At 72.8% G+C, this 13257-nt stretch carries 5 protein-coding genes; all 5 read left to right on the forward strand.

What is annotated here, in order from left to right; genetic code table 11:
• The first annotated feature begins 26 nt into the window (after positions 1-26).
• The 5 genes from ACZ6AA_RS08780 to ACZ6AA_RS08800 all read left to right on the forward strand — a co-directional run bounded on the left by ACZ6AA_RS08780 (position 27) and on the right by ACZ6AA_RS08800 (position 13228).
• Positions 27-4136, forward strand: coding sequence for a condensation domain-containing protein (locus tag ACZ6AA_RS08780; RefSeq protein WP_471457028.1), 4110 nt, complete (start codon positions 27-29; stop codon positions 4134-4136).
• Complete coding sequence (locus ACZ6AA_RS08785) at positions 4133-5008, forward strand: 3-hydroxyacyl-CoA dehydrogenase family protein (protein ID WP_471457029.1); 876 nt, start codon at positions 4133-4135, stop codon at positions 5006-5008. Before ACZ6AA_RS08780 ends, ACZ6AA_RS08785 begins: the two co-directional genes overlap by 4 nt.
• Positions 4995-11561, forward strand: a complete 6567-nt coding sequence (locus ACZ6AA_RS08790; RefSeq protein WP_471457030.1) for an amino acid adenylation domain-containing protein — start codon at positions 4995-4997, stop codon at positions 11559-11561. The genes ACZ6AA_RS08785 and ACZ6AA_RS08790 overlap by 14 nt, the downstream gene beginning before the upstream one ends.
• A gap of 1 nt (position 11562) precedes the next feature.
• Positions 11563-12399 (forward strand): helix-turn-helix domain-containing protein, encoded by an 837-nt coding sequence (locus ACZ6AA_RS08795; RefSeq protein WP_468458965.1) that lies wholly within the window; start codon positions 11563-11565, stop codon positions 12397-12399.
• A 76-nt stretch (positions 12400-12475) separates the two neighbouring features.
• Complete coding sequence (locus tag ACZ6AA_RS08800) at positions 12476-13228, forward strand: phytanoyl-CoA dioxygenase family protein (RefSeq protein WP_468458967.1); 753 nt, start codon at positions 12476-12478, stop codon at positions 13226-13228.
• The last annotated feature ends 29 nt before the right edge of the window (positions 13229-13257 follow it).

The following is a 13257-nucleotide window of genomic DNA, read 5'->3' on the forward strand; positions in this document are numbered from 1 at the left end:
AACCGCAGACGAAACGGAGGGGCCGCATGAGCGGGGGAGCACAGACGCACACCGCGACCCGGCAGGGCGAGGCGCCCGAGTACCGGGAACCGGCCACCGGCCCGGGGGCACACGACCAGGAACCGGCCACGGGCCCGGTCGGCCCGCAGGAAGGGGACGTCCACGCGAGGGGCGTGCTCGACACCGACATCGCCGTCGTGGGCATGGCCGTGCGCTTCCCTGGCGCCGACGACCTGGACGCCTTCCGCGCCAACTTGCGCGCGGGCCACGACGCCGTGCGCACCATGCCCGCGGCGCGGGCGGCGGCCACCGGACTCGACCCGGCGGCGGACTACCTGCCCATGGGCTATCTGGACGACATCCACACCTTCGACCACGCGTTCTTCGGACTCACCCGGCACGAGGCCGGGCTGATCGACCCCCAGCACCGTCTCGCGCTGACCCTGGCCCACCAGGCGATCGAAGACGCGGGCCAGAGCACGGGAGAGCTGCGCGGCCGGTCCACCGCCGTGGTCTTCAGCGCCACGTCCTCCGGCTACGGCAGTCGCATCGACCTCTCCGACGTCGTCGGCTCCCTGGGCAACGCGCCCTTCGGCCTGCCCGCCCGGATCGCGCACACCCTCGGCCTCGACGGCCCCTGCTACTCCCTCGACAGCGGCTGCAACGGTTCACTGCTCGCCGTCCGGCTCGCCTGCCGCGAACTGGCCGCGGGCGACGCCGAGTACGCGCTCGCCGGAGGCGTGAGCGTACGCCCCGACGGTGTCACGCGACAGCAGGTCGGCGGCTTCGCCGAGATCGCGTCGAGCAGCGACCGCTGCCGGTCGTTCGACGCGACGGCCGACGGCACCGTCGCGGGCGAGGGCGGTGCGGCGCTGCTCCTCACGACGGTGGCGCGGGCCCGCGCCGCGCACCTGCCGGTCCATGCCGTGATCCGCGGGATCGCCGCCCGCCACAACGGCGGCGCGGCCGCGACGATCAGCGCGCCCAGCGCGGCGGCGCACGCCACCGTCATCCGGCAGGCGTGGCGGACAGCGGGCGTCGACCCCTTCCGAGCGGGGTTCCTGGAAGCCCATGGCTCGGGCACCAGGCTCGGGGACGCGGTGGAACTGGAAGGTCTCGCCGAGGTGTTCCGGGGCCGTTCGCGACCGCTGCCCGTCGGGGCGGTGAAGTCCGCCATCGGCCACCTCGACGGCGCGGCGGGGGTGGCGGGCCTGGTCAAGGCCGTCCTGAGCGTGCGCGACGCCGAGCTCTACCCCTCGCTGCACTTCACCGAGGCGCCGCCCGGGGTCGATCTGCGGGCCGCCTCACTGGAGATGATCGGCGAGACCCGGCGCTGGGAGGACGACGAGCGCCTCGCGGGGGTCAGCTCCTTCAGCCTCGGCGGCGGCAACGCGCACTGCGTCGTACAGGCTCCGCCCCGGCCACCCGCGCCCGCCACCACCGACACGCGGTCCCCGCGGCTCATCGGCGTGTCGGCCCGCAGCCGCACGGCCCTCGCGCGGCTGTGCGCCGATCTCGCCGTGGCTCTCCACGGCGACACGCGGCACCTCGACGACATCGCCCACACCCTCAACAGGGGCCGCACCCACTACCGGCACCGCGTCGGCGTGACCGCGGATTCGACCGGCGCGCTCGCCCTGAACCTGGCCGCGCAGGCCACCTGGCTCGCCGCGGGCCCCGAAGAGGACACGCCCACCACCCCGTCCCGGGCCGACCGCCCCCGGGTGGTGCTGCTGCTCTCCCCGGACGCCCCGGCGCCCGTCACCACCCCGGCGGACCTGCCGGACCAGCTCCCGGCCGTCGGCGCCACCGCCGAGATCCTGTCCAGCCAACTGGCCGCCGTCGCCGAGCTGAGGCGCTGCGGCATCCGCCCCGACGTGGTCATCGGCGCGGGCGTCTCGCGCTACCTGGCCCGTCATCTGCGCGCCGAACTCACTCCGGCGGACACCGCCGACCTCGCCGCGGGCACCGACCCCGGCCCGCTGGACACCGGCCGCTTCGCCGAGGTGGTCGGGGACCTGCTCGGCCAGGGGCCCGCCGTCTTCGTCGACGTCACCCCCGGCGGGTCTCTGGGCACCCTCGCGCGCGAGCGGTTCGGCACCGATCCGCGTGCCCACTGCCATGTCGTGGGCCCCGACGACCGGGGGCTGCTGGGTGTGCTCGGTGCGCTGTACGAAGCCGGGGTGGACCCGGACTGGTCCGCGGTCGGCCCGGCCACGCCCCGGCACAGCCGCGTCCGGCTTCCCGGGCACCCGTTGCAGCCGACGACGTGCTGGCTGCCGCCGCGGGACGCGAGCGCGGCGCCACCGGCATCGGCTCCGGCGCCGAGAGCCGAGGCCGTCCGCGCCGCGGAGCCGGGCGACGGGCCCGGCACGCTCGACTGGCTGTGCGCGACCCTCGGCGAACTTCTCGGGATATCGGTCCCCGGCCCGGAGAGCGACTTCTTCGAGCTGCGGGGCAACTCGCTGATCGCGCTTCAGGTCATCAACCGCGTCGAGGAACGCTTCGGGGTCCGCCACCGGCTCCTCGACCTCTACGAACACCCGCGGATCGAGGACTTCGCCCGGTTCATCGAGCCCTCCCCGGACGTGCTCGCCCCCGACCCGGCGGCACCCGCCCCCGACCCGGCGGCAACCGCCCCCGACCGGGCAGCAACCGCCGCCGACGCGGAGCCCGCCCGCGCGCCGGAGTCCGCCGCACCGACCGCACCGACCGGGCGGCCCGAGCTGGTCCTCCGCGACGAACTGAACATGTCCTTCGGTCAGGAGCGCATGTGGTTCCACCACCAGATCGACCCCGGCACCACCCTGTACAACCAGCCGACGGTGCGGCGGGTCGACGGTCCGCTGGACGTGGACGCGCTGCGCGGCATGTGGCACGACCTCGCCCTGCGGCACGAGCCGCTGCGGTGCAACTTCGTCGACGTCGACGGTGTACCGCAACTGCGCGTCCGCCCCGACCCCGGCGACTTCTTCACCTTCACCGACGTCTCCGACTCCCCCGACCCGGAGTCGTCCGCCAGGGAACTGGTCCTGCGGGCCGCACAGCACCGCTTCGACGTCGCCGGTGAACCGCTGCTGCGGGTCCTGCTGGTGCGCATCGCGCCCGAACGGCACGTGATGCAGTACACGACGCACCACGCCGTGAGCGACGGCGGCACCCCGCGCATCCTGCGCCGTGAACTGCCCGAGCTGTACGCGGCACGGCGCGAGGGGCGGGCGGCTCGACTGCCCGCCCTGCCCGTGCGGTACCGGGACTACGCGTTCTGGCAGCGCGAGTTGCTCGCCGGCTCCGCCCTGGACCACGAACTCGCGTACTGGAAGAAGACCCTTCAGGACGCACCCCGCGTCGAGCTGCCCCTCGACCTCCCGCGACCGGCGCGCAAGTCGTACACCGGCGACATGGTGCCGTTCACCGTCGAGGCGCCGGTGGTGGAGCGGTTGCGCGCGCTGGCAGCCGAGGAGTCGGTGACGCTGTTCGTGGTGCTCCTGTCCGGGTTCAACCTGCTGCTCGCGCGGCTCACCGGACAGCGGGACCTGGTCGTCGGCACGCCGACCTCCGGCCGCAACCATCCGGCGCTCCAGGACCTGATCGGCTACTTCAACAGCACGGTCGCGCTGCGCTGCGCGGTGCCTCCGCAGGCCGGTCTCGGTGACTTCCTGCGCCGGACACGGGCGACGGTGCTCGACGCCATGGACCACCAGGAGGTCCCCTTCGACCGGGTGGTCAGCGCGCTGGGCGCCCCGCGCGAGGCCGGTCGCGACCCCGTCGTCGACGTGTCGTTCGTCCACCAGGAGGTGCCCGCCTTCACGCTGGCCGACGGCAGCCGCGGCGGCCTCTTCGACGAGCGGGAGAACGTCGTCACCCTCGTCGAGGGGATGCCCGCCCACACCTCCAAGCTCGACCTGACGCTGGTCACCAGCGTCAGGGAGGGCCGGGCGGACGTGACCGCGGGCCTTGAGTACAGCACCGAGCTGTTCACCGCCGACACCGCGGCCGGCTTCATCAGCGCCTACCAGGACGTCCTGCGGGCCCTGGCGTTCACGCACGACACCGCACAGCCGATAGCCGCGCTCCTCGGCCCCTCCGAAACACCGCGCCGCGACGCGGACTCAAGCCTGGAAGGACCACGATGACCGCAGGGAACCGCCCCCAGGACGCTTCGGAACGCGTCGGCGTCGTCGGCGCAGGGACCATGGGCAGCGGAGTCGCCCAGAGTCTCGCCCAGGCCGGGTACGAGGTCGTCGTCGTCGAACCCGACCCCGCCGCGGCCGAACGGGCACGCGCCGCCATCAAGGACGGCGTGCGGCTCGCCGCCCTCCTCGGCCTCGTCGAGCGGGGCGCCGCCGTCGGCGTCCTCGGCCGCGTGCGGTGGGCACAGGACCTGGACGCCCTGGACGACGTCGGCTTCGTCATCGAGTGCGCCACCGAGCGACAGGACCTCAAGGAGAAGCTCTTCGCCGAGCTCGACCGTGTCACCCCGCCGGGCGCCGTCCTCGCGTCCCTCACCTCGGCGATCCCCATCGCCGGGCTCGCCGCCCGCACCGACCGCCCCGACCGGGTGCTCGGTCTGCACATCATGAACCCCGCGCCGCTGAAGGAGACCGTCGAAGTCGTCCGGACGCCGGAGACCAGTGACGACACGCTCGCTGTCGCGGCGCGTCTCCTCGCGCGCATGGGAAAGCGGCAGTTGGTGGTCCTCGACGGCCCCGGCTTCGTCATCAACCGCGTGCTGATGCTGACCATCGTCGAGGCGGCGGCGGCCGTGGGCGAGGGCAAGGCCGACGCGACGACGACGGACGCCCTGTTCGAGCAGTGCCTTGGCCATCAGATGGGCCCCCTGCGCACGGCGGACCTCATCGGCCTGGACAACGTGGACGACACCTTGACCGTGCTGCGGACGTACACCGGGGACAGCCGCTACACGGCCCCGCCCGCCCTGCGGAAGCTGGTGGACGCGGGGCACTTCGGCCGCAAGACCGGAAAGGGTTTCCATGACTACGCATGAGACACGCGGCCCGGAGCGGGAGAGCGGCGGTACGGCGCCGGAGGGCACCGCGGAGCGCCTGCAGGACGCCTTTCGCCAGATGAGCGCCGACGAGCTGCGCGCCCATCTCGACGCGGTCCTGCACGCCACGCCCCGACAGTCCTCCGCACCGCGGCAGCCCGTCCGACCCGTTCCCGGCCATCGGCCCGCGCCCGGCCCCGCCGACCTCGCACAGCGCCCCGCCCCCGTGCACGAGCGCTTCGCCCAGTGGGCCGCACGCACCCCGAACGCGGTCGCCCTGGTCGACCGCGACACCCAGGTCACCTACGCCGAACTCGACGCCCGCGCCAACCGGATCGCGCACCGCCTGCGCGAGCACGGGATCGGGCCCGGCGTCCTCGTCGGCGTCAGCATGGACCGGTCCGCCGACCTGGTCGCGGCTCTCCTCGCCGTCCTCAAGGCCGGAGGCTGCTACGTCCCGCTCGACCCCTCCTACCCCGAGCGACGGCTCCGGTACCTGGCCGAGGACTCCGGGGTGGCCACGGTTCTGGTCAGCCGGGAGATCCCGCGGTGGTGGTCCGGGTTCACGGGCACCGTCCTGGACGTGGCCGACGCCCGGGAGGACGATGCGTACCCGGCCACGCCGGTGGCGCGGAACGCCGGGCCGGACGACCCCGCGTACCTCATCTACACCTCGGGCTCCACGGGCCGCCCCAAGGGCGTCGTGGTGCCGCACCGCAACGTCAGCAGGCTGTTCGACAGCACCGAGCAGTGGTTCCGATTCGGCCCGCAGGACGTGTGGACGCTGTTCCACTCGTACGCTTTCGACTTCTCCGTGTGGGAGCTGTGGGGCGCCCTCGCCCACGGGGGCCGGCTCGTGGTGGTGCCGTACGAGACCAGCCGCGCGCCCGACGCGTTCCTGCGGCTCCTGCGCGAGCAGCGGGTCACCGTCCTGAACCAGACTCCGTCGGCCTTCCACCAGCTCGTCCGCGCCGACGCCAACGCACGGCCGGACGAGGGCGAACTGGCCCTGCGCTATGTGGTCTTCGGCGGTGAGGCGCTCGACCCGCGCGCGCTGGCCGACTGGTGCGCCCGGCACGGCGACGCCACGCCCCAGTTGATCAACATGTACGGAATCACCGAGACGACCGTGCACGTCACCTACCGCCCGATCACGCTGAAGGACGTCACGGCGGGCACCAGCAGCGTGATCGGCCGCCCACTGCCGGATCTGGAGCTGCACGTCCTGGACCCGCGACGACGACCGGTGCCTGCCGGAGAGGCCGGGGAGTTGTACGTCGGCGGAGCGGGCCTTGCCCACGGCTACGCGGGCAAGCCGGGCCTCACCGCCGAACGCTTCGTCCCGCACCCGTTCGCGACGCGCCCCGGGGAGCGGCTGTACCGCACGGGCGACCTGGTGCGCGTGCTGCCCGACGGGGACATCGAATACCGCGGCCGGCTCGACTCCCAGGTCCAGCTCCGGGGTTTCCGGGTGGAACTGGGCGAGATCGAGTCGGTGCTCGCCGAACACCCCGCCGTGCACGAGGCCGTGGTGGTGCCGCGCACCGACGAGGAGGGGCACGTCCGCCTCGCGGCCTACGTCACCGCGCGCGAGGCGGCCCCCGGCCCGGGGACGCTGCGCACCCACGCGGTCAACGGGCTGCCCGCCCACATGGTTCCGTCGACCTTCACCGTGCTGCCCGAACTCCCGCTCTCCGGCCACGGCAAGGTGGACCGCGACCGGCTGCCCGCGCCGGACGCGCACGAGGCCGGGGCCGGGGCCGCCGAACCCTACGTCGCTCCCCGCGACCAGGCGGAGAAGGTCCTCGCCGACGCGTGGTGCCGGGTCCTCGGCCTGGACCGGGTGGGCATCGACGACAACTACTTCAGCCTCGGCGGCGACTCCATCCTCAGCATCCGGATGCTGGCGCTCGCCCGCAAGGCCGGCCTGGAGCTTGCGTTCCAGGACCTGCTGGAGTGCCAGACGGTCCGCACGCTCGCCGCGGTGGCCCGGCACACCGCGCACGAGCCCAGGGCGACTCCGGTGTACGAGGCCTTCTCCCTGCTCACGGCGGCGGACCGGGGCCTGTTGCCGGACGGCATCGCCGACGCGTACCCGATGACGCGGCTGCAGCAGGGCATGCTCTTCCACAGCGATCCGACGGCGCCCGGAGCGGCGTACCACAACGTCTCGACGTACCGGCTGCGCGGCCCCTTCAGCGAGCGTGCCTGGCGCGAGGCCGTCTCCGGCCTCCTGGAGCGGCACGACGTCCTGCGGACCTCTTTCGATCTGGTCCGCTTCAGCGAGCCCTTGCAGCTGGTGCACCGGCGGGCCGAACTGCCCCTGACCTTCGAAGACCTGCGTGGTGGAGATCAGGCCGAGCTGAACGCGGCTGCGGACCGCAGGTTCGGCCGGGAACGGGACGAGCGGTTCGACTGGCGGTCGGCCCCGCTGATCCGCTTCCATGTGCAGCGCCGCACCGACGACACGCACCAGTTGTTCGTGACCGAGCACCACGCGATCCTCGACGGCTGGAGCGAACGCTCGCTCTTCGTCGAGCTGCTACGCCGGTACGCCGACGGGGTCCGTGGCACGAACAGCCCGACGCCGCCCGCGCCCGCCACCCGCTTCGCCTCGTTCGTCGAGCTGGAGCGCGCCTCGGTGGCGAGCGAGGCCGACCGGCGGTTCTGGGCGGAGCAGTTGGCGGGTGCCACGTTCACGCCGCTGCCGCGCGGCGTGCCGGACGCCGAGAAGGCACCGGGACCGGTGATGCGGATCGACGGCCGCTGGGTTTCCCCCCAGGTGTACGAGGGCCTCCGGGCGTTGGCGCGTGAGCTGGGCGTCTCGCTGCGCATCGTGCTGCTCGCGGCCCATCTGCGGGTGATGAGCCTGCTGAGCGGCTCGGACGACGTCGTCACCGGCGTCATCCACAACGGGCGCAGCGAGGAGGAGGACGGCGACCTCACCCTCGGGCTCTTCCTCAACACGCTGCCCGTGCGCGGCCGTCTGACCGGAGGTACCTGGCGCGACCTGGTGCGCCACACGGCGGAACTCGACCGTGCCGTCCAGCCGCACCGCCGCCATCCGCTCGCGGAGATCCTGCACGGCACGCGGACGCCCGAGCTGTTCGAGACGTTCTTCAACTACACGCACTTCCACGTCGAGCGTTCCCTCGCCGACCAGTCGCAGGTGGAAGTCGTCGAGCAGAACGTGGTCGCCGACACGCACTTCCCCTTCGGCGTCGAGTTCCTCCAGCGCAGCACCGAGGACGCGCTGGGCCTCGGACTGCGGTTCGACGCCTCGCTCTTCACCGCCGAGCAGATCGACCTCGTCCACGGCTACTACGTGGCAGCGCTCACCGCCCTCGCCACGGACGGGGACGCGCGCTACGAGAACGCCGACCTGCTGTCGGCAGCCGAGCACCGCAGGATCCAGGGGTGGAACGACACCACCGAGCGGTACGACCGCCCCCACGTCCTGCACACCCTGGTGGCGGAGCAGGCAGCCCGGACCCCCGACGCCACGGCCGTGCGCTTCGACGGCGAGGGGATGACGTACCGCGAACTGGACGAGCGGGCCGACCGGCTCGCCCATCTGCTGCGGGCCGAAGGGGTCCGGCGTGGCAGCCTCGTCGCGGTGGTCCTGGACCGTTCGCCGGAGCTGCCGGTGGCCTTGCTCGCGGTGCTGAAGGCCGGTGGCACCTATGTTCCGCTGGACCCCGAACACCCGCGGCAGCGGCTGCGCGAGATCCTCGCCGACGCGGGCATCACCGTGGCCGTCTCCCGGGCGCCGGGGAGCGAGAAGGTCGCGGCGCCCGGCGTCACGGTCGTCGGACCGGGCGCGGCCGAGGTGCCCGGCTTCAGCTGTCCGCCGGGACCCCCGGAGGGCGGGGCCAGGCCGGACGACGGGGCCTACATGATCTTCACGTCGGGCTCGACCGGGAAGCCGAAGGGCGTCCTCGTCTCCCACGGGGCGATCGCCAACCGGCTGCTGTGGCTGCAGCGGCAGTTCCCGCTGCAGCCCGGCGAACCGGTGCTGCAGAAGACCCCCGCGACCTTCGACGTGTCCGTCTGGGAGTTCTTCTGGCCGCTGTTCACCGGCGGCGTCCTGGTCGTGGCACGGCCCGGCGGCCACCGCGATCCCGCCTACCTCGCCGAGCTGATCGTCGCCGAGTCCGTCACGACGGTGAACTTCGTGCCCTCCATGCTCCGGGCGTTCCTGGAGGATCCGGCCGGTTCCCGGTGCACCGGGCTGACCCGTGTCCTCTGTGCCGGCGAGGCCCTCCCGTACGACCTCCAGCGGCAGTTCCAGGCCACGCTGCCCGCGGAGCTGCACAACATCTACGGTCCCACCGAGGCCGACCTCACCCACTGGAGGTGCGGCGAGGACGGCAGCGGCACCGTGCCCATCGGGTGGCCGATCGCGAACTCCGAGGTGCATGTCCTCGACCGCCACGGGCAGCACGTCCCCCAGGGTGTGACCGGGGAGCTGCACCTCGCCGGCGCCGGACTCGCCGAGGGCTATCACCGGCGGCCCGACCTGACCGCGGACAGCTTCATCCAGCACACCGACCACACGGGCGTGACCCGCAGGATGTACCGCACGGGTGACCTCGTACGCCATCGGCCCGACGGGGCGTTGGAGTTCCGCGGCCGTGCCGACGCACAGCTCAAGCTGCGCGGCCACCGGATCGAGCCGGGCGAGATCGAGGCCGTGCTGCGGAGCCATGACGACGTGCTGGAGTGCGCCGTACTGCTCCGGGAGGGGCAGCTCGCCGCCTGCTTCGTCGCGGACGCGGATGCTCGTCCCGACGCCGCGGACATCACCGCGCACGCGGCGAGGAGGCTTCCCGCGTACATGGTGCCGACGGTCTGGACCCAACTCGACGCGCTGCCGCTGACCGGGAGCGGCAAGGTGGACCGCAAGGCCCTGCCGTCGGTGGCGGGCACCGTGCTGACCGACAGGTCACTGGACACCACGCCGCCGCGCGACGCACGCGAGGCCCGGCTCCTCGAGCTCTGGACCGAGCTGCTCGGCGGGCAACAGCTCGGCGTGCACGCCGACTTCTTCGCCGCGGGGGGCCACTCGCTGCTGGCGACCCGCCTCGTCTCGCGCATCCGTTCCGAGTTCGGCGCGGAGCTCGGCATCGGCACCCTGTTCGAGAACCCCACGGTCGCCGCGCTCGCCGCGGCCCTGGACACACCCGGCCGTCACCGGCCGGCGCTCGTCCCCGGGCCCCGCCGACCGGTGACTCCGCTGTCCTTCGCCCAGGAGTGGTTCCGGGACGAGCTGGACGGCCCCACCCGCCACAACATCACGATGGCGCTGCGGCTCACCGGCTCCCTGGACCGCAAGGCACTGGAGGCGGCGCTCCAGGACGTGGTGGCCCGCCACGAAACGCTGCGGACGATGTTCCCGTTCGTGGAAGGTGAGCCCTGTCAGCGCGTCCTCGACGTGGACGCCGTCTCCTTCGGGCTGCCGGTGCGCGAGGTGACGCACGACGAGGTCGACCGGACCATCGAGCGCGCGGCGCACCACGCGTTCGTCCTGAGCGACGAAATCCCGATGCGGGCCGACCTGCTGGCCGTCGCCGCCGAAGAACACGTCCTGGTGATGGTGGTGCACCACATCGCGTCGGACGGATGGTCGGAGTACGTGCTGGGCCGGGACATCTCGGCCGCCTACGCGGCCCGCGTCGAGGGCGGGGCGCCGCGCTGGGATCAGCCGCCGGTGCGCTACACCGACTACACGTGGTGGCAGCGCGACCTTCTCGGCGACAAGGACGACCCGGACAGTCCGCTGCACCGGCAACTGGCGTACTGGAAGGCCCGGCTGGCCGGGGCCCCGGAGGAGCTGGCGCTGCGCACGGACCGGCCGCGTCCCGCCGTCGCCTCGCGCCGAGGCGGTGACGTGCCGCTGCGGGTTCCGGCCGACACGCACCGGAACCTCGTCGCGCTGGCCGAGGGGCGCGGGGCGAGCGTGTTCATGGTGCTGCAGTCGGCGCTCGCGCTGCTGCTGTGCCGCATGGGGGCGGGCAGGGACATCCCGATCGGTACGGCCGTCGCCGGGCGCACCGACGAGGCGCTGGAAGACCTGGTCGGCTTCTTCGTCAACACCCTCGTCGTCCGGCACGACCTGTCCGGCGACCCGTCCTTCGGCGAACTGCTCGAGCGGACGCGCACACACACGCTGGCCGCCTACGACCACCAGGACCTGCCCTTCGAACGGCTCGTGGAGGAGCTGGTCCCCGACCGGTCGGCGGCCCGCTACCCCCTGTTCCAGGTCAAGCTGGTCCTGCACAACACCCCGGAAGCCGCCCTGGACCTCGCGGGCGTCCAGGCCGCGGCGGTCCCCATGGAGCACACGTTCATCGTCTACGACATCAACATCCACCTGTACGAGCGGTTCGACTCCGCAGGGCACCCGGCCGGTATCGAGGGGAACCTGATCTTCGCCACCGACCTCTTCGACCGGAGCACCGTCGACACCCTGGCCCAAGGGCTGATCCAGGTCCTGACCGCGGCGGCCGCCGATCCCGGACGGCCGGTCAGCGGATTCCCCGCCCCGGTCTGAGATGCCCTCTACGCCCGTGCTGCTGGAGGCCCCGGAGAGGACGCGGGACGATCGCGACTGGCTGCGGCGTCTGGACCGGCATCCGGACGTCGGGATGCTCAAGTACGGGACGGCGCCCGCGGATTGGGAGGTGTCGTTCGACCACGGGCTCTCCGAGCATCTCATCCACCTCGTGGTGGCCGGCCGGTACGAGGGCGTGGCCGGCCACCAGCGGATCCAGGTCGGTCCGGGGACGTTGGTGTGGCTGAAGCCAGGAGTACCGTTCGCGCTGCGCGCCGCGGATTCACGGCCGCTCGCCCTCTACCGGCTCCAGCTGCCGCCGGCGCCCGCGGAGGATCCACCGCTCGGGCCGGTCGTCGTGCTGCCAGGGGCGTGGGAACTGCGGGCGCCCCTCGACCTGTTGATCAACGAGAGGGAGGAGCGGCAGCCGTTCCGCGAGGTCCGGATGCGGGCCGCGCTCGAGTTGCTGTTCAGCTCGGCCCTCCGGCTCGCGGAGCAGCAGCGGACCGTACGTCCGGCGCTGGACGCCGCGCAGCGGCGCCTCCTGGAGGACCACGCCGACGAGCGGGTCGCCGAGCGGGTGCACCCGGCCGAGCTCGCCCGACTCCTTCGGATGTCCCCGGAGCACTTCACCCGCTGCTTCCGCCGGACGTACGGCTGCCCGCCCAAGGTGTGGCTGGTGCGGCGGCGGATCCAGCACGCCGCGCGGCTGCTCGACGAGACGCAGGACACGATCACCCGGATCGCCCGCAGCCTCGGGTACTGCGACGTCTACCTCTTCAGCCGCCAGTTCAAGTCCACGATGGGCGTTTCCCCACGGACCTACCGAGCGCGCTGAGGCATGCGGTTCAGTGCAAACTTTACCCGGCCTCGGGCATGGCAGCCGGGGGCCGCCCGGTGACACCGTGATCTCCATGGACACCACCACTGCCGCGCTGACCAGCGACGAGGTCGCCCGATTCAACGAGCAGGGCTTCCTCGGACCGTACGTCGCCTGCTCGCCCGAGGAGATGGACGTCTTCCGCCGCCGCATCGACGCCGAGGTGCTCACCTCGCCCGGCCCCAACCCGGCGACGCACCTGCACTCCCGTCACCTGGACCACCGTCCGGTCCACGACCTCGCCACCCTGCCCGAGGTGCTCGGCCGGGTGCGGAGCCTGCTCGGCGACGACATCCTGCTGTGGTCCACGTTCCTGTTCAACAAGGAGCCGGGCGGCCTGGAGGTGCCCTGGCACCAGGACATCGACAGCTGGCCGCTCGACCCGCCCGTGAACCTCTCCCTCTGGCTGGCGATCGACGAGGCCACCGCGGAGAATGCGTGCGTACAGATCATCCCCGGCTCGCATCGTGAGCTGCTGCACCACGTGCCCTCACGCCCGGGGATGAGTTTCCCTCAGGAGATCGACCCCGCAGTCGTCGACACCACCACGGCCGTCGACATGGAACTCGCTCCGGGGGAGTTCTTCCTCTTCAGCGAGCAGCTGATGCACCACTCCCACAAGAACACGTCGGACCGGCGCAGGCTCGGGCTGTCCGCCCGCTACACGACCCCCGAGGTCAACATCGTCGACCAGGACTCCTCGCCCCTGTTCCCGGGCCACGCGTGCGTCCTGGTGAGCGGGAGCGACACCGTGGGTCACAACCGGATGACACAGCCCCCGGCCTGACCCCGACGGGCCGGTGCGGTGCGTCCCCT

The sequence above is a fragment of the Streptomyces sp. NPDC040610 genome (assembly GCF_055594065.1).